Origin of the sequence: Nocardioides aromaticivorans, from assembly GCF_013408525.1 — a bacterium.
GTDB lineage: Bacteria > Actinomycetota > Actinomycetes > Propionibacteriales > Nocardioidaceae > Nocardioides > Nocardioides aromaticivorans.
This window is the reverse complement of sequence record NZ_JACBZM010000001.1, coordinates 4,205,988-4,223,567: the sequence shown is the minus strand read 5'-3', so window position 1 is coordinate 4,223,567 and position 17,580 is coordinate 4,205,988. Positions and strand designations below refer to the sequence as shown.

Here is a 17,580-nt window from a genome sequence, read left to right as displayed (position 1 = left end):
GTTGCCTCCGTGTTCCCTGGCCCCGGGTCTCGGGAGCCTGTGGTGGTGTTGTGGACATTACTGGACTCCAGGCCTCGAACCGAGGACCGCGGAGCCAATGCGAACGTGTGTCGCGCCTGCCGAGACGGCCGCCTCGAGATCGCCGCTCATGCCGGCCGAGAGGCGGGTCGCCGAGGGGTGCTGCTCGAGGAATTCGGCCCTGATCGCGGCGAGCCGGCCGAAGGCCTCGACGGGGTCGTCCCCGAGCGGTGCCACGGCCATCAGGCCGCGCAGGGCGAGGTGCGGGGACGCGTCGACCTGGGCGGCGAGCGCCGCCAGGCCCTCCGGTACGACGCCCGCGCGGTTGTCGCGCCCGGGCGGGTCGAGGCTGACCTGGACCAGCACCTCGACCTCGCGCGCGGTCTCGGCCGCACCGCGGTCGAGCCGGCCGACCAGGCTCGCGCGGTCGACGGACTCGACGACGTCGGCGTACCGGGCGACGGCGGCGGCCTTGTTGGACTGCAGGCCGCCGATGAAGTGCCACCGCAGGGGCAGGTCGGCGCACTCGGCGGCCTTGGCCTCGGCCTCCTGGTGGCGGTTCTCGCCGACGTCGGAGACACCGAGGTCGGCGAGCAGCCGCACGTCGGAGGCCGGGAAGAACTTGGTGACCACGACGAGGTCCACGTCGGCCGGGTCGCGCCCGGCGGACTCGGCGGCCCGGGCGATCCGGTCGTGGACGGCGGCGAGGTTGGTGCGGAGCTCCTCGAGGCGTGCGCTCATGACAGCCACACCAGTCCCGCGAGCCGGCCGGACTCCTGGCCGTCGCGGCGGTAGGAGTGGAAGCGGTCGTCCTCGAGCGTGCAGCCCCCGACGACGGTGACGGCCACGTCGGCGGCCGCGAGCTGGGCGGCGACGCCGGCGCCGAGGTCGAGCGACGGGGTGCCCCACGTGGTCTCGGCGTACGTCTCGGGCACGAGGGCCGCGACCTCGGTACGCATCTCCTCGGGCACCTCGTAGCAGCCACCGCAGATGTGCGGACCGATCCAGGCCTGGATGTCGGCGGCGCCGAGCGCCCGCATCCGCTCGACGGTGCGGGTGACCACGTCGAGCTCCACCCCGCGCCGGCCGGCGTGGGCGGCGCCGACGACGCCCGCCGCGGCATCGGCCAGGAGGACCGGGACGCAGTCGGCGACCCGCACCATCAGAGCGGTACGACGCCGGGCGGTCACGAGCCCGTCGGCGACCGGGACCCGGCCGTGGTCGTCCGCGTCGACGGTCACGACGTCGTCGCCGTGGACCTGGCTGGCCCGGGCGACCGCCACGTCGAGCAGGCCGCCGAGCTCGTCGAGGACGTCCTCGATCCGGTCGCCCTCCTGCAGGTCGAGGCTGGCGTCCGTGAACGCGACCTCGACCCGGGCCCCGCCGTCGGCGGGATCCGGGTCGAGGTCGTGGCTCTCACGGAAGGCGAACACGGTGCCCTTCGGCTCTCACTTCAGGAAGTCGGGCACGTCCAGGTCGTCGCCGTCGTCGAACTGGATCGGCGCCGGGTTGGTGCGCGCGCCGACCGGCTGCGGCTCGGCCGGGGCCGGCGTGGGCTCGGCCGGTGCCTGACGCGCCGGCGTCGCCGGAGCCGACTGACCGGACGGCGTGGACGGGGACGCGGGGCGGGCGGCCGGCGTCGCGGACTGCTGCGGACGACGGATGGCCGTCTCCTCGCGACGCTTCGGCAGGCCACCGTCGAAGCCGGCGGCGATGACGGTCACCCGGACCTCGTCGCCGAGCGCGTCGTCGATGATCGTGCCGAAGATGATGTTGGCGTCGGCGTGGACCGCGTCGGCGACCATCGCGGCGGCCTCGTTGATCTCGAAGATGCCGAGGTCCGAGCCGCCGGCGATCGAGAGCAGGACGCCGTGGGCGCCGTCGATCGAGGCCTCGAGCAGTGGGCTGCTGATCGCCATCTCGGCGGCCTGGAGGGCACGGTCCTCACCGCGCGCCGAGCCGATGCCCATGAGCGCGGAGCCCGCGTTGCTCATGACGGCCTTGACGTCGGCGAAGTCGACGTTGATGAGGCCGGGGGTGGTGATCAGGTCGGTGATGCCGGAGACACCCTGGAGCAGCACCTGGTCGGCCTGCTTGAACGCGTCGAGCATCGACACGTTGCGGTCGGAGATCTGCAGCAGCCGGTCGTTCGGGATGACGATGAGGGTGTCGACCTCCTCGCGGAGACGCTCGATGCCCTCGTCGGCGGACTTCTTGCGGCGGGCGCCCTCGAAGGTGAACGGACGGGTCACCACACCGATGGTCAGCGCGCCGAGCGAACGGGCGATCCGGGCGACGACGGGGGCGCCGCCCGTTCCGGTGCCGCCACCCTCGCCCGCGGTCACGAAGACCATGTCGGCGCCCTTGAGCACCTCCTCGATCTCCTCCGCGTGGTCCTCCGCGGCCTTGCCGCCCACGTCGGGGTTGGCGCCCGCGCCGAGGCCGCGGGTGAGCTCGCGGCCGATGTCGAGCTTGACGTCGGCGTCGCTCATCAGCAGCGCCTGGGCGTCGGTGTTGATCGCGATGAACTCGACGCCCTTGAGGCCGACCTCGATCATGCGGTTGACGGCGTTGACGCCGCCACCACCGATGCCGACGACCTTGATGATGGCCAGGTAGTTCTGTGCAGCTGCCACGGCGGCTCCACCTCTCAGGTGTGTCCGAAATGAATGTGTGTCCGTTCACCGACGTCGGCGGCCGGACCGCTTCCCCGTGGCCAGCCGGCGTGTCGACAACCCTTACCCTCAGCCTGAGGGTTATAGTTATGTCAACCTCGTCGTGATGAAGACAGTAGGGACGCCGGGCTCCGCCATCGCGGAGACACGCCGCAGATGCAGCCAACGGCCGGACTTGTCGGCCGGTTCATGCGCTTGTCGGCCGTTGCAACCCCCGACAAGTGCAGGAATCCCCGGTCGACCGGGGATTCATGCAGCGCCGGACCTCACTTCGTCGTCGGCGCCCCAGGCACCGAGACGTCGTACGTGCCCGCCTTGCGCTTGAGCAGCTGCAGCAGCACGGCGGCCTTGTCGTCGGACTGGTCCGCGCTCCCCCACTTCACGAGCCGGTCGTCGCGCAGGTGCAGGAGGATCTCGTCGACCGTGCGGACCTCGACATAGCTCACCATCGAGGCGACGTCGCCGTCGAGGGAGGAGACGACGGCGGCGCCCTCGCGCAGGGCGTTCCTGTCCGCGCCGCTGCCGACCCGGATGCGGGGCAGGCCCTCGCGCGCCCGTGCGGGCGTGGGGAAGGAGGTGCCGTCAGCGTCGATCGCGACGACCCGGTCGCCGAGGTCGAGGACCGCGATCGGCGAGCGCTCGGTGATCTCGATGCGGATGTCGTGCGGCCACTTGCGTGACACGTCGACCTTCTTCACGGCCGCGAGCGACTTCACGCGCTTCTCGATCGCCTCGAGGTCGACGTTGACGAGCGGCCCGCCGGTCGGGACCTCGGCCGCGGCCAGCACCTGCTTGTCGGTCAGCAGGTCGTTGCCCACCAGGTCGACACCCTCGGTGCGCAGCCAGGAGGAGAACCAGAGGGCGTAGACGCCGAGCCCGACCAGCAGCACGGCCAGGGCACCGGCGAGCACCTTGCGCAGCGTGAGCCAGCGCCGCGCCCGCTGCCGGCGCGCGAACGCCTTGCGCGCCCGGTCCTGGGCCTTCTCGTGGCCGGTCGGAGCGGGACGGCGCCGGAGGCTAGCCACCCGCCGCTCCGAGGGCTGCCAGGACCTGGGGCGCGATCGTCGTGACATCGCCCGCCCCGAGGGTCAGCACGAGGTCGCCGGGCCGGGCCAGCCCCACCAGCGTGGGTACGACGTCGGCACGGTCCGCCACGAAGCGGACCCGCTCCGCGGGCAGCGGCACGGCGGCGGCCACCAGCGCTCCGGTGACCTCCGGGTCGGGGTCCTCGCGGGCGACGTACACGTCCATCACGACGACCTCGTCGGCGGCGGCGAGCTCGCGGCCCATCGCGGCCCCGAAGATCCTGGTGCGCGAGACGAGGTGCGGCTGGAAGCAGACGAGGAGGCGCTGGTCGCCGGTGACCATCGAGCGGGCCGCCTCGAGGTCGCCGCGGATCTCGCTGGGGTGGTGGGCGTAGGAGTCGTAGACGCGGATGGCACGGTCGGCCTCGCCGGCCGATCCGACCAGCTCCATCCGGCGCTTGGCGCCACGGTGGCGGGCGAGCCCGCGGATCAGCGCGGCGGGCTCGGCGCCGAGCTCGAGGCCGACCGCGAGGGCGAGCAGGGCGTCGACGGCGTAGTGGCGGCCGGGGACGGCGAGCTCGACCTCGCCGAGGTCCTCGCCGCGCGCCTCGACGCGGAAGCGCGTGCGCCCGCCCTCGACGACGAGGTCGTGGCCGCGGACCTGGGCGCCCTCGGCGAAGGACGCCGTGACGTCGGCCAGGTCGGCCCGCTCGGCCACGGTGACCCGCGCACGGCGGGCGAACTCGGCGAAGGCAGCCTCGTAGGCCTCCTCGGTGCCCCAGTGGTCGAGGTGGTCGGCGTCGACGTTGGTGATCGCGGCGACCTCGGGGGTGTAGACGAGGAAGGCGCCGTCGGACTCGTCGGCCTCGACGACCGCGACCTCGCCCCCGCCCAGCCGGGCGTTGGTGCCGAGGCTCTCGACCTCGGCGCCGATCGCGAAGGTCGGGTCGAGGCCCGCCTCCTGCAGCGCGACGGTGAGCATCGCGGTCGTGGTGGTCTTTCCGTGGGTCCCGGCGATGGCGACAACCCGCTTGCCGATCAGCACCGACTGCAGGCCCGCGGAGCGCGGCCACAGGCGCAGGCCGCGCGCCGTGGCCTCCACGATCTCGGGGTTGTCCTCGCGGGCGGCGGTGGTGGCCACGACCGTGTCGACGCCCTCGAGGTGGGCCGCGTCGTGGCCGACGTGGACGGTGATGCCCTCGGCGCGCAGGGCTTGCACGACGGCGGAGTCGTTGGCGTCGCTGCCGCTGACAACGACGCCCGCCTGGTGCATCAGCCGGGCGATCGCGGACAGGCCGGCGCCGCCGATGCCGACGAGGTGGACGCGGCCGAGCCGGTCGGCGGGCAGGATCTCGTCGGGGACCGGGATCTTCACCGGGCGACGTCCTGGATGATCCGGGCCAGCTTGTCGTCGGCGTCGCGGGGCACGAGGTTCGCGGCCGCGGCACCCATCGCGGCGAGCCGGTCGCGGTCGGTGGCCAGCGCCGGCACGGTGTCGGCGACGTAGTCGGCACTGAACGCGGCGTCCTCGACCAGCAGGGCTCCCCCGGCCTCGACGACCGGCTTCGCGTTGAGCGCCTGCTCGCCGTTGCCGATCGGGAGCGGGACGAAGATCGCGGGGACGCCGCTGGCGGAGGCCTCGACCACGCTGGACGCACCGGCGCGGCAGACCATCAGGTCGGCGGCGGCGAGGGCGAGGTCCATCCGCTCGACGAACGGCAGCACCACGTAGGGCACACCGGTCGGCGCGGGCTCGGACCAGCTCGGGTCGCTCGCGCCGTTGGGACCGATCACGTGCAGCACCTGCACCCCGCCCGAGCCGAGGGCTGCCGCGGCGCCGCTGATCGCCTGGTTGAGCCGCCGCGCGCCCTGCGAGCCTCCGGTGACGACGAGGGTCGGCAGCTCGGGGTCGAGGCCGAAGAAGGCGCGGGCCTCGGCCCGCAGGGCCGGCCGGTCGAGGGTCGCGATCATGCGCCGGATCGGCAGGCCGACGTACTCGGCCTTCCTGAGCGGGGTGTCCGGGAAGCTGACCGCGACCCGGGTGGCGACGCGAGCGCCGAACTTGTTGGCGATGCCGGGCAGGGCGTTCTGCTCGTGCACGACCAGGGGCAGCTTGCGGCGCCGGGCGGCGACGTACGCCGGCATGGAGACGTAGCCGCCGTAGCCGACCACGACGTCGGGGCGGACGTCGTCGATGACGTCGAGCGCGGCCTTCACCGCGGCGCGCAGCCGCTTCGGCACCAGGGCGAGGTCCTTGCCGGGCTTGCGCGGCAAGGGCACCGGGGGCACGAGGCGCAGCGGGTAGCCGGCCTCGGGGACGACCTTGTTCTCCAGCCCGCGCGGGGTCCCGAGACAGGTGATCTCCGCCTCCGGGTCGAGGCGACGCAGCGCGTCCGCCGTCGCGAGCAGTGGCGAGGTGTGCCCCGCCGTTCCCCCACCGGCCAGAAGAATCCTCACGCGGCAGAACCTACCTGCGGGCGGAGAGCCCGGCCGAACGGGCCCGCCGGCGCTGGGCCAGCGCCCGCGCGGCGGCCGGCTCGCGGCGGGCGAAGCCGATCACGAGGCCGAGCGCGGCCAGCGTCGGCAGCAGGCTGGACCCACCGTAGGAGACGAGGGGCAGCGGGATGCCGATCACGGGGAGCAGGGCGAGCACCATGCCGACGTTGATGATCATCTGGCACAGCAGCCAGACCACGATGCCGAACGTGCAGTAGCGGACGAACGGCTCCTTGGTCTCGCGCGCGACGCGGATGCCGGCGTAGGCGAGGACGAGGAAGAGCGAGATCACGAGCAGCGTGCCGACCAGGCCCAGCTCCTCGCCGAGCACGGCGAAGATGAAGTCGGTGTGGGCCTCGGGCAGCTGGCCCCACTTCTGCTGGCTGGCGCCGATGCCCTCGCCGAACACGCCGCCGCTCGCCATGGCGTAGAGGCCGTGGGCCGGCTGCCAGCCGGTGCCGTGGTAGTCCTTGAACGGGTCGGCGAAGTTGTAGATGCGGGCGAGGCGCTCGCCGTCGGTCGCCGCCAGGCCGAGGGCCAGCACGCTGACGCCCGAGAACGCGAGGGCGAAGAGCTTGCCCGGCGCGCCGACGACCCAGAGCATCGCGACCAGCAGCGCGAAGAAGACCAGCGCCGTGCCGAGGTCGCGGCCGATGACGACCATCGACGTCGCCAGCACCATGCCCGGCACCACCGGCACCAGCATCTGGTGCAGGTTGCCGAGGCGGCGCTCCTTGTTGGCGTAGATGTGGCTGGCCCAGATGATGAGGGAGAGCTTGGCGATCTCGGACGGCTGGATCTGGACCGGGCCGAGGTCGAGCCAGTTCTTGTTGCCGTTGACCTCGACGCCGACCTTCGCCGTGAGCGCGAGCAGCAGCAGGGAGATGGAGAAGGCGGGGTAGGTCAGGCCGCGCACCCAGCGCACCGAGACCCGCGAGGCGAGGAAGGCGCACGGGACGCCGATGAGCACCCACATCACCTGGCGGCGCACCACGGTGTACGAGTCGCCGGTCTCGCGGTAGGAGTACACGCTCGACGCGCTCAGCACCATGATCAGGCCGATGGTGAGCAGCAGCGCGGTCGCGCCCAGGAGCAGGTAGTAGGTCGTGAGCGGACGGTCGAGGGCGTCCTTGAGCGCGGCCGTCCAGCCGGGGCGTCGTACGGACGCGCGGAGGGAGGGACGCAGCGAGAGCCGCTGGCGGAGCTGGGAGCGGAGGTTCTCCGGGTTCGCCGTGGTGATGGCCCGTCCCCCTCCTGCCCCTGGAGCCTGCTAGCTCTCGCCGATGTAGTCCCGGACCGCCTCGGCGAACGCGTCGCCGCGGGCGGCGTAGTCGGAGAACTGGTCCATCGACGCGCATCCCGGGGCCAGCAGCACGGTGTCACCCGTTCGGGCGACCTCGGCCGCTGCCGCGACGACGCGCCTCATCCGGTCGTCACCGACTACGTCCCCAGTCTCGGGGCTGTCCACGTCGATCACCGGCACATCGGGAGCGTGTCGCGAAAGGGCCTGCCGGATCACGTCGCGGTCGCGGCCGATGAGTACGACGGCGCGCAGGCGGTCGCCGACCGACCGGACCAAGTCGTCGAAGCTCGCGCCCTTGGCCAGTCCCCCGGCCACCCAGACGACCGGCGCGAACGCGGCCAGCGACGAGGCGGCGGCGTGGGGGTTGGTCGCCTTGGAGTCGTCGACCCAGGTGATGCCGGAGTGCTCGGCGACGACGGCGATCCGGTGGCCGTCGGGCTGGAAGGCGCGCAGCCCGTCGCGGACGGCGGCCTGGCTGACGCCGTGGGCCCGCGCGAGCGCGGCCGCGGCGAGGGCGTTGGTGACGAAGTGCGGCGCGCGGGAGGCGAGGTCCTCGAGGGTGCAGAGCTCGGCCGCGCTCGTGGACCGCTCCTCGATGAAGGCACGGTCGACCAGGATGTCGTCGACGACGCCCACCATGCCGGGGGCGGGCACGCCGAGGGTGAACCCGATCGCGCGGGCGCCCTCGACCACGTCGGCGTCCCGGACCAGCTGCTCGGTCGCGGGGTCGGCGACGTTGTAGACGCACGCCCGCTCGACGCCCTGGTAGATCCGCCCCTTGTCACGGGCGTAGTCGTCCATGGCCGACGGGCCGTCGTACCAGTCCAGGTGGTCCTCGGCGACGTTGAGGACCACGGCGCTCTCGGCGGCCATCGTGTCGGTGTAGTGCAGCTGGAAGCTGGAGAGCTCGACGGCGATCACGTCGTAGGGCTCGGGGTCCATCACGGCCTCGGTCAGCGGCAGGCCGACATTGCCGGCGGCGACGCTGCGCAGCCCGGCCGCGCGCAGGATGCTGTCGAGCATCTGGACGGTGGTGGTCTTGCCGTTGGTGCCGGTGATGCACAGCCAGGGTGCCGGGTGGTCGGGGTCGCGCAGCCGCCAGGCCAGCTCGACCTCGCCCCAGACGGGGACGCCGCGGTCGCGGGCGGCGGTGATGATCGGCGCGTCCGGACGGAAGCCGGGCGAGACCACCAGCACGTCGACGTCGTCGGGCAGGATCGAGGTGGCGCCCTCGTGGACGTCAATCCGGGCGCCGAGGACCTCGAGCAGCTCGACCCGCTCGAGGATCTTCGGGCTGACCGACTCGGCGACGGCGTGCACGTCGGCGCCGAGGTGGAGCAGGTTGTCGACGGCGGCCGCGCCGCTCGTGCCGAAGCCGGCGACGACCGCGCGGACGCCGGCCCACGAGTCCTTGCGGCCCAGGGTGGTCGGGTCGGGCCGGCTCACAGTCGCGACACCCACTCGGCGTAGAAGATGCCGAGGCCGGTGGCGACGAACAGGCCGGTGATGATCCAGAACCGGATCACGACGGTGACCTGCTCCCAGCCGAGCATCTCGAAGTGGTGGTGGATCGGCGCCATCCGGAAGATCCGCTTGCCCTTGGTCAGCTTGAAGAAGCCGACCTGCATCATCACCGACACCGTCTCGAGGACGAACAGGCCACCGAGGACCACGAGCAGCAGCTCGGTGCGGGTGAGGATCGCGAAGCCGGCGAGCGCGCTGCCCAGCGCGAGCGAACCGGTGTCGCCCATGAAGATCTTGGCCGGCGACGCGTTCCACCACAGGAAGCCGAAGCAGGCGCCGGTGATCGCCGCCGCGATGATCGCCAGGTCGAGCGGGTCCCGGACGTTGTAGCAGGTGGCGCTCGGGTCGTCCTGGCAGAACTGGTTGTTCTGCCAGATGTTCACGAGCGTGTACGCGCCGAACACCATCACCGAGGCGCCGGCCGCGAGGCCGTCGAGCCCGTCGGTGAGGTTGACCGCGTTGCTGAACCCGGCGACGAAGAGCCAGATCAGCAGGATCGCGAGGATCGTCGGCAGCACGAACCAGTCGAGCTCGCGCAGGAAGGAGACCTTCTCGCTCGCGGGCGTGCGGCCGTTCTCGTCCTCCAGCATCGGCGAGAGGGCCAGCCAGCCGAAGACCAGCGCGATGACGGTCTGGCCCGCCATCTTGGCCTTGCTGCGCAGGCCGAGGCTGCGCTGCTTGGAGATCTTGATGAAGTCGTCGAGGAAGCCGACCAGGCCCATGCCGACGAACAGGAAGAGCAGCAGGAGCGCGGACGCGCTCGGCGAGGTCAGCGTGATCAGCTTCGCCGCGAAGTAGCCGATGACGGCGGCCAGGATGATGACGACGCCGCCCATCGTGGGCGTGCCCCGCTTGGTGTGGTGGCTGGTCGGGCCGTCGTCGCGGATCTCCTGGCCGTAGCCCCACTGGGTGAAGAGGTTGATCACCACGCGGGTGCCGAGCAGGGAGATCAGCAACGCGATGCCGCCCCCGAGCAGGATGGCTCTCATGGCGTCGTCTCCTCCAGGACCTGCTCTGCTACCCATTCCAAGGCGGCGCCGCGGGACGCCTTGACGAGGACGACGTCCTCCGGTCCGGCATTCTGCCGCACCCAGGCCGCAGCTTCCTCACGGCCCGCCGTGACGATCACCTCACCCACCCCGTCGGCCGCGGTCTCGGCGATGCCGCGGGCGGCGTCGCCGACCACGACGACCACGTCGATCCCGAGCCCGGCCGCGACCGTGCCGACCGCGCGGTGGCCCGCGTCGTGCTCGGCACCGAGCTCCTTCATCTCCCCCAGCACCGCGACGGTACGACGGCCGGGGGTCGCGGCCGCGATCGCGTGGACCGCCTCCAGGGCGGCCGTCATGGAGTCGGGATTGGCGTTGTAGGCGTCGTTGACGACGACCATGCCGTCGGAGCGCTCGGTGACCTCCATCCGCCAGCGCGACGCGGCCTGCGCCTGGCCGAGCGCCTGGGCCACGGAGGGCAGCGTGAAGCCGGCGGCGATCGCCATCGCCGCCGCGGCGGCGGCGTTCTTGATCTGGTGCAGCCCGGTCTGGAGGAGCTGGACGGTGCACAGCTCGCCGTCGAGGTCGAGGGTGAAGGACGGCCGGCCGAGCCCGTCCAGGCTGGCCTCGCGCCAGCGCAGCCGACCGGTCTCGCCGAAGGTGAGCACCTGCGCCTGCGTGCGCGGCGCCATCGCGGCGACCAGCGGGTCGTCCGCGTTGAGGACGGCCGTGCCGTCCGCACCGAGCGCCTCCACGATCTCGCCCTTCGCCTGCGCGATCTGCTCGCGGCCGCCGAACTCCCCCACGTGGGCGGTGCCGACGTTGAGGACGGCCGCGATCGAGGGAGGCGCGATGCCGCACAGGTAGGCGATGTGGCCGATCCCGCGGGCGCCCATCTCGACCACCAGGTGCCGGGTCGAGGTGTCGGCGCGCAGCACGGTGAGCGGGACGCCCAGCTCGTTGTTGTTGTTGCCGGTGGTCGAGACGACGGCGTCCTCCCCCGCGAGGGTGCGCAGCACCGCCGCCAGGTAGTCCTTCGTGCCGGTCTTGCCCTGCGAGCCGGTCATCGCGTGGACCGTGACGTCGAGGCGGTCGACCACGTGGCGGGCCAGGAGGCCGAGTGCCACGACCGGGTCCTCGACCACGACGGTGGGGCGGCCGGTGGGGCGGCTGCCGAGGACCGCGTGCGCGGTGGCGGCGTACTCGTGGCCGTCGGAGCGCTCGCCGACCAGCGCGACGAAGAGCCCGTCGGGGACGGGGGTGCGGCTGTCGACGTAGGCGGGACCGGCGACGAGCAGGTCCTCGCCGTGCAGCTCACCGCCGACGACGCCGGCGATCTCGGAGAGGCGCAGCGGGATCATCGGGCGAGCACCTCGCGCACGACCTCGCGGTCGTCGAACGGGTGGACCACGCCGGCGACCTCCTGGCCGGTCTCGTGCCCCTTGCCGGCCACGACGACGACGTCGCCCGGGCCGGCGCCGTCGATGGCCCGCTCGATGGCGGTACGACGGTCGCCGACCTCGACGACCTCGGCCTGTCCGCCGCTGGTGCCGGCCAGCACCTCGGCCCGGATCGCGGCGGGGTCCTCGGAACGCGGGTTGTCGTCGGTGACGATCACCAGGTCGGCCAGCCGGGCGGCGATCTCGCCCATCACCGGCCGCTTGCCGGTGTCGCGGTCTCCCCCGGCGCCGATCACGATGACCAGCCGGCCCCTCGTGACCGGCCGCAGCGTGCGCAGCACCGCCTCGACGGCGTCGGGCTTGTGGGCGTAGTCGACGACGACGGTCAGGTCGCGCCCGGTGGGCACCCGCTCCAGGCGCCCGGGCACGCCGCCCGAGGCCGCGATGCCGTCCGCGACCGCCTGCGGGTCGAAGCCTGCCTCGGCCGCCGCCGCGATCGCGGCCAGGGCGTTCGCGACGTTGAAGTCCCCCGGCAGGGGTACGACGCCCGCGACCCGCACACCGTCCGGCCCGTGCACGGTGAACCGCGACCCGTCGGCGCCGAGCTCGACGTCGGCCACGGTCCAGTCGGCCGGACCGGCCAGGCCGTAGGTCCGGACCGGGATCGTGGCCTCGTCGACGAGGCGCCGGCCGTGCTCGTCGTCGACGCAGACCAGGCCGAGGGCGGCGTGCTCGGGCGTGAAGAGCGACGCCTTGGCGGCGAAGTAGTCCTCGACGTCGGCGTGGAAGTCGAGGTGGTCGCGGCCGAGGTTGGTGAACACGGCGACGTCGAAGCGCACGCCGTCGACGCGACCCATGACGAGCGCGTGGCTCGAGACCTCCATGGCGCAGGCGGTCACGTCGAGCTCCCGCATCCGGGCGAAGAGCCCGTGCAGGTCCGGGGCCTCGGGCGTGGTCAGCGCGGTCTTCACCTCCTCGCCGGCGATCCGCGTCCCGACGGTGCCCACGACGGCGCTGCGCACCCCGCTCGCGAGCAGGCCACCGTCGAGGAGCCGGGTGACGGTGGTCTTGCCCTGGGTGCCGGTGACGCCGATCGTGCGCAGCGCAGCGGCGGGGTGGCCGTAGACCAGAGCGGCGACGTCGCCGAGCACCGCGCGGGGATCGTCCACGACCAGCACGGGCAGACCGTGGCCGGAGGCGTCGGCGAGTCCGGTGGGGTCGGTCAGCACGGCAGCCGCACCCGCCGCGGCGGCCTGCCCGGTGAACCCCGCGCCGTGGGCGCGGGAGCCGGGCAGGGCGGCGTACAGGTCGCCGGTCTGGACGCGACGTGAGTCGAGGGTGACTCCCTGCACCTGGGTGCCGGGGAAGTCCGGGGCAAGGCCCAGCGCCCGGGCGACGTCGTCGAGCGACGTCAGGTTCGGGTGTGCGGGCCGGGTCGGCTGGCTCACCACTCGACCGGGGTCTGGTTCGGCTTGCCGCCCGTCGGCGGGACGCCGTAGCGGCGCAATGTGTAGCTCATCAGCTTCGAGAATGCCGGACCGGCGGTGCTGCCACCACCACTGCCCGGTCGCGGGCTGTGCACGACGACGTAGATCGTGAACCGCGGGTCGTCGGCCGGGGCGAATCCCGCGAAGGAGACCGTGGTGCTGCCGTCGTAGCCGCCGTTCTCGCCGACCCGCTGGGCCGTGCCGGTCTTGCCGGCGACGCGGTAGCCGGGGACGGCCGCGCCCGGCGCGACGCCCTCCTCCGGGTCGAGCACCCGCTCCATCATGAGCATCGTCTCGTGGGCGGCGTCGGCGCTGATCACCCGCGTGGTCGACGCGACGTCGCTGCCGACCTTCTGGCCCTTGTCGGTCGTCGCCTCGCCCTGCACCAGCGACGGGGCGATCCGCACGCCGCCGTTGGCGATCGTGTTGACGGCCGCGGCCATCTGGACGGCGTTGACCGACAGCGACTGCCCGAAGGCGATGCGGTCGCCGACCTGCGAGGTCCACGCGGCGCCCTGCGGCAGGAGGCCCTTCGTCTCGCCGCCGAGGCCGACGTCGGTGCGCTGGCCGAGGCCGTAGGCGGTGAGGTAGCGGCGCAGCTGGCCGTTGTGGAACTGGTCGGCCGCGAGCACGGTGCCGACGTTGGAGGACTTGGCGATGATGCCGGCGAGCGTGAGCCGGAGCATGCCGTGCTCCCAGTAGTCGCCGATCGGCCGGTCTTGGCGGTGGAGCTGGCCCGGCACCCGGAACTTCTGCTCCTTGAAGGCCAGCCCCGCGTCGACCAGCGAGCTGACGGTGAGCACCTTCTCGACGGAGCCGGGCTCGTAGACGTCGGTCAGCGCGGACGACTTGTAGAGGGAGTCGTCGTAGCGGTAGGGGTCCGAGGCGTCGTACGTCGGGTAGTCGGCCAGCGCCAGCAGGTCACCGGTGCGGCTGTCCATGATCACGGCGATCCCGGACTTGCCGGCCGCGCGGGTGACCGTCTGCTGCAGGACCCGCTGGGCGTAGAACTGCAGGTCGCGGTCGATCGTCAGGTGCAGGTTGCGGCCGTCGACCGCGGGCGTGACGGTGTTGTCGCCGAGCGGGATCTGGTTGCCGGCGCCCACCTCGTAGGTGGCCTCGCCGTCCTTGCCCGAGAGGTACTTGTTGAACGATGCCTCGAGGCCGGCGAGCGCCTGCGCCGAGCCGTCGTCCTTCGGCGTGCCGAGGAAGCCGAGCAGGTTGGCCGCGACGTCGTCGTTGGGGTAGATCCGCAGCGGGTCGCGCTCGGTGGTGAGGCCGGCGAACGGGCGGCCGTCCTCGTCCTCGAACTCCTTGCGGATGTCGGCGACGACCTTCTCGGCCTTGCTCGCCGGGACCTGCCGGGCGACGTACTGGAACCGGCTGTCCTCGACGCGCAGGCGCTCCAGGGTCTGGAAGTAGTCGATGCCGAGCCGCTTGGCCAGGACGGTCGCCAGCTGGGGCGCCACCTTCGCGGTGACCGCCGGGTCGGCGATGATCATCCGCCCGTCGACCGTCTCGGCCAGGGGCTCGCCGTTGCGGTCGAGGATCTCGCCGCGCGACGCCGGCAGCACCACGTGGTCCGACCCCTCCGCGGCAGCCATCTGCGCGTAGGAGTCCGGGTCGAGGCCCTGGAGCTGGACCAGGCGCCCGGCGAAGACCGAGAGCACGATGGCGATGAGCAGGAACCCGACCTGCATGCGCAGCTTCGGGGAGCCTCGCCGGGGACCGGTCCCGCGGCGGGTGCGGAGGGTGCTGGGTCGGCTCAACGCTCTCGTCCTGATCGGTGGCAGGGCCCGTCGCCCTCGGTCGGTCCGACCCTAGGCCGAACGCTCACCGATCTCCGGTGGGCGCGCCGTCGGTCGTGTTCTTCGGCTTGGTGCCGGCGTCCGTCCTCGCCGCGTCGACCTTCGCCGGGTTGACCTCGACGTCGGCCGGCCGCTGCAACTCCGCCGGCTTCTTCGGGCCCGGCATGTGCAGCGGGATGGCGTCGCCGCCGGAGGCCGGCACCGGCTTGCCCGTGATCCGGCCCGTCGACAGGTCGAGGACGCCGGCCGGCGTCGACGGGATCACCATGCCCATGTCCTGGGCCAGCCGGGCCAGGCGCTGCGGCTCGCGCAGCGCCTGGATGTCCATCTCGAGCGCCTCCTGCTGCGCGCCGAGGTCCGTGGCCTGGTTCTCCAGGGCAGTCGCCTTGAAGGAGGCCTGCTGCATGGAGGTGTTGAACAGCAGCAGCCCGACCACGCCCGCCAGCAGGATCACGCTGACGAAGGCGACGAAGGGCACCCGCGGGGCGCGCGTGCGTCGCGTGCGCGGCACGACCGTGAGCCGGGCCCGCTCCAGGGCGGCCTGCGCGATCCGCGGCGCAACGGACTGCAGGCGGCGGATCTGCGGTGCGGTGCTGCTCATCGGCGGGCTCCCTTGCCACGAGTGGTGCTGGACTTGCTGGACGGACGGATGCGCTCGATCGCGCGGAGGCGGACGGACGCGGCGCGGGGGTTCTCCTCGATCTCCTCCGCGTTGGCCTGCTCGGACCCCCGCGTCACGAGCCGGTACGACGGCTCGGCGCCCTCGGGCACGAAGGGCAGGTCGTCGGGGACGTCGAGCCGGGTCGCGTCGGCGAAGACGCGCTTCACCAGACGGTCCTCGAGCGAGTGGTAGGACTCGACGACCACGCGGCCCCCGACCCCGATCGCGTCGACCGCGGGCGGCATCGCGCGGCGCAGCACGCCGAGCTCGTCGTTGACCTCCATGCGCAGGGCCTGGAAGGTGCGCTTGGCCGGATGGCCGCCGGTGCGACGGGCGGGGGCGGGGATGACGTCGTACAGGAGGGCGACGAGGCGCCCGGAGGTCGTGAACGGCTCGACCGCCCGCTCCCGGACGACGGCGTCGGCGATCCGGCGCGCCATCTTCTCCTCGCCGTACTCCTTGAGGACCCGGGCCAGCTCGGCCGCGCTGTAGGTGTTGAGGACGTCGGCCGCGGTGGGGCCGGTGCTGCCCATCCGCATGTCGAGCGGGGCGTCCACCGCGTAGGCGAAGCCGCGCTCCGGCAGGTCGAGCTGCATCGACGAGACGCCGAGGTCGAAGAGCACACCGTCGACGTGGTCGAGGCCCTGGTCCTCGATGACGTCGGCGATCTCGTCGTACACCGCGAGCACGCCGGTGAAGCGGTCGCCGTACGACACCAGCCGCTCGCGGCTCATGGCCAGCGCCTGCGGGTCGCGGTCGATGCCGATGACCCGGGCGTGCGGGCACCGCTCGAGCACGGCCTCGGTGTGGCCGCCGAGGCCGAGGGTGCAGTCGACGAGCACCGTCCGCTCGCCGTCGGCGAGGCCGTCGCGCTCGAGCGCGGGCGCGAGGAGGGAGACGACCCGGTCCAGCAGGACGGGGACGTGGCGCGGGCTGCCCATGGTGGCCTCAGCGCCCCGTGGGCCCGGAGAGCAGGTGGGCGAGGACCAGCAGCAGCGCACAGCCGACGGAGACGGCCGCGGAGAAGGACATGAGGAGCAGCACCTCGCGTGCCTGCTCGCGCACGCGTGGCTGGGACCGCTGACCGGAGACCTCCGGTGCGTGCGTCCGCATCACGCTCATGGCTTCGACCCTTCGACCCTGTGTGGCACTTCTGGAGCTGCTGGAAATCGAGCGGATCCGCAGAGCCAGGTCCCTGCCCGCTCCCGTGCCCGGTGGTGTTCGGGTGCCGTCTGGTGCCGGGGAAGGTGCCCCAGAAGGCCGGGTGGCCCCGTGGTCGTGGTGACCGCCTGGTGCCGGGGAAGGTGCCCCAGGTGGTCCGACTTCGGGGTGTCGGGAGCGGGAGCGGGCTGAGACCTCGTCCTGCGGATCCGCTGTTGTGTTGTCAGTGGTGGTGCTGGCGCTGCTGGTGGGTGGCGCTGCTGGTGGGTGGTGCTCGGGCTCAGTCGTCGTCCTCGTCGAGGTCGGCGAACTCCTCCAGCGCCTCGAGCTGGAACTCGCGCCATGCGGTCGGGTTCCAGATCTCCAGCCGGTCCCGGACACCGATCACGACCACGTCGCGCTCGAGGCCCGCGTACTCCCGGAGGTGGGCCGGGATGCCGATCCGGCCCTGCTTGTCGGGCGTGCTCTCGTCGCCGCCGGCGAACAGCACCCGTGCGTAGCGCCGGGCGGCGCGGTTGGTCATCGGCCGCGCGGCCTGCCGCTCGGCCTCCTCGGCGAAGACATCGGTCGGCCACACGACCAGGCACTTGTCCTGTCCCTGTGTGACCACGAGGCCCTCCGCCAGTCGATCCCTGAACTTCGCCGGGAGGAAGAGACGGCCCTTGTCGTCGAGCTTCGGGGTGTAGGTGCCCATGAAGAGCATCGGGCCACCCCCAGCCGTCCCACCGGACTCCGCCGTTCCTCCACTTTCCCCCACAGTACTCCACTTTCCCCCACCGTCAACCACCGACGCTCCCCTTTCCGGGGCGTGTTGCTCCCCTGCGCGCCGAAAACCCGCAGGTCAGCGCCGTGGAGTGGGGTGGAGGAGCGGGGTGGAGCGAAGTGGAGGGAAAAGTGGGGAGAAGTGGAGAACCGGGGAGCGTCCGGGGACGTCAGAGGGAGCGCGTGGGTGGATCCGCTGGGTCCGGCGCGCAGCAGCCACCCGAGCCGTAGGGTTGGTCCACCGAGGGAGAGCACGACGAGGAGTTGCCGT

16 protein-coding genes are annotated in these 17,580 nt (G+C 72.7%); all 16 read right to left on the bottom strand.

Annotated elements, in window-relative coordinates; genetic code table 11:
* Positions 1 to 57: 57 nt before the first annotated feature.
* Entirely contained in the window at positions 58 to 759 is a 702-nt protein-coding gene (locus BJ993_RS20270; RefSeq protein ID WP_179650853.1) for a YggS family pyridoxal phosphate-dependent enzyme, read from the bottom strand.
* Positions 756 to 1,451 carry a peptidoglycan editing factor PgeF gene (pgeF, locus tag BJ993_RS20265; RefSeq protein ID WP_179650851.1) on the bottom strand — a complete coding sequence of 232 codons (696 nt, stop codon included), beginning with the start codon at positions 1,449 to 1,451 and terminating at the stop codon, positions 756 to 758. The genes BJ993_RS20270 and pgeF overlap by 4 nt, the downstream gene beginning before the upstream one ends.
* 15 nt (positions 1,452 to 1,466) lie before the next feature.
* Complete coding sequence (ftsZ, locus tag BJ993_RS20260) at positions 1,467 to 2,654, bottom strand: cell division protein FtsZ (RefSeq protein ID WP_036542392.1); 1,188 nt, start codon at positions 2,652 to 2,654, stop codon at positions 1,467 to 1,469.
* A gap of 305 nt (positions 2,655 to 2,959) precedes the next feature.
* On the bottom strand, positions 2,960 to 3,718 hold the full coding sequence (locus tag BJ993_RS20255; protein ID WP_179650849.1) for a cell division protein FtsQ/DivIB: 759 nt from the start codon (positions 3,716 to 3,718) through the stop codon (positions 2,960 to 2,962).
* The gene (gene murC, locus BJ993_RS20250) at positions 3,711 to 5,093 is read right to left on the bottom strand and encodes a UDP-N-acetylmuramate--L-alanine ligase (RefSeq protein ID WP_179650847.1); all 1,383 of its coding nucleotides are present in this window, start codon (positions 5,091 to 5,093) and stop codon (positions 3,711 to 3,713) included. The genes BJ993_RS20255 and murC overlap by 8 nt, the downstream gene beginning before the upstream one ends.
* On the bottom strand, positions 5,090 to 6,175 hold the full coding sequence (gene murG / locus BJ993_RS20245) for an undecaprenyldiphospho-muramoylpentapeptide beta-N-acetylglucosaminyltransferase (RefSeq protein WP_036542383.1): 1,086 nt from the start codon (positions 6,173 to 6,175) through the stop codon (positions 5,090 to 5,092). Before murG ends, murC begins: the two co-directional genes overlap by 4 nt.
* Before the next feature lie 10 nt (positions 6,176 to 6,185).
* Positions 6,186 to 7,400, bottom strand: coding sequence for a putative lipid II flippase FtsW (gene ftsW / locus BJ993_RS20240; RefSeq protein WP_179652521.1), 1,215 nt, complete (start codon positions 7,398 to 7,400; stop codon positions 6,186 to 6,188).
* An 84-nt stretch (positions 7,401 to 7,484) separates the two neighbouring features.
* The gene (gene murD, locus BJ993_RS20235; protein ID WP_308645650.1) at positions 7,485 to 8,978 is read right to left on the bottom strand and encodes a UDP-N-acetylmuramoyl-L-alanine--D-glutamate ligase; all 1,494 of its coding nucleotides are present in this window, start codon (positions 8,976 to 8,978) and stop codon (positions 7,485 to 7,487) included.
* A complete protein-coding gene (mraY, locus tag BJ993_RS20230) occupies positions 8,960 to 10,030 on the bottom strand; it encodes a phospho-N-acetylmuramoyl-pentapeptide-transferase (RefSeq protein WP_036542376.1) in 1,071 nt (356 codons plus the stop codon). Before mraY ends, murD begins: the two co-directional genes overlap by 19 nt.
* The gene (locus BJ993_RS20225; RefSeq protein ID WP_179650846.1) at positions 10,027 to 11,391 is read right to left on the bottom strand and encodes a UDP-N-acetylmuramoyl-tripeptide--D-alanyl-D-alanine ligase; all 1,365 of its coding nucleotides are present in this window, start codon (positions 11,389 to 11,391) and stop codon (positions 10,027 to 10,029) included. Before BJ993_RS20225 ends, mraY begins: the two co-directional genes overlap by 4 nt.
* Positions 11,388 to 12,878: a UDP-N-acetylmuramoyl-L-alanyl-D-glutamate--2,6-diaminopimelate ligase gene (locus tag BJ993_RS20220; RefSeq protein ID WP_487353557.1), complete on the bottom strand. Its 1,491-nt coding sequence runs from the start codon at positions 12,876 to 12,878 to the stop codon at positions 11,388 to 11,390. The genes BJ993_RS20225 and BJ993_RS20220 overlap by 4 nt, the downstream gene beginning before the upstream one ends.
* A complete protein-coding gene (locus BJ993_RS20215; RefSeq protein WP_242530618.1) occupies positions 12,875 to 14,686 on the bottom strand; it encodes a peptidoglycan D,D-transpeptidase FtsI family protein in 1,812 nt (603 codons plus the stop codon). The genes BJ993_RS20220 and BJ993_RS20215 overlap by 4 nt, the downstream gene beginning before the upstream one ends.
* Positions 14,687 to 14,750: 64 nt before the next feature.
* Complete coding sequence (gene ftsL / locus BJ993_RS20210; protein ID WP_179650842.1) at positions 14,751 to 15,326, bottom strand: cell division protein FtsL; 576 nt, start codon at positions 15,324 to 15,326, stop codon at positions 14,751 to 14,753.
* Positions 15,323 to 16,327: a 16S rRNA (cytosine(1402)-N(4))-methyltransferase RsmH gene (gene rsmH / locus BJ993_RS20205; RefSeq protein WP_179650840.1), complete on the bottom strand. Its 1,005-nt coding sequence runs from the start codon at positions 16,325 to 16,327 to the stop codon at positions 15,323 to 15,325. Before rsmH ends, ftsL begins: the two co-directional genes overlap by 4 nt.
* 7 nt (positions 16,328 to 16,334) lie before the next feature.
* Positions 16,335 to 16,508, bottom strand: coding sequence for a hypothetical protein (locus BJ993_RS20200; RefSeq protein WP_179650839.1), 174 nt, complete (start codon positions 16,506 to 16,508; stop codon positions 16,335 to 16,337).
* A gap of 319 nt (positions 16,509 to 16,827) precedes the next feature.
* Complete coding sequence (mraZ, locus tag BJ993_RS20195) at positions 16,828 to 17,250, bottom strand: division/cell wall cluster transcriptional repressor MraZ (protein WP_036542364.1); 423 nt, start codon at positions 17,248 to 17,250, stop codon at positions 16,828 to 16,830.
* Positions 17,251 to 17,580 lie beyond the last annotated feature (330 nt).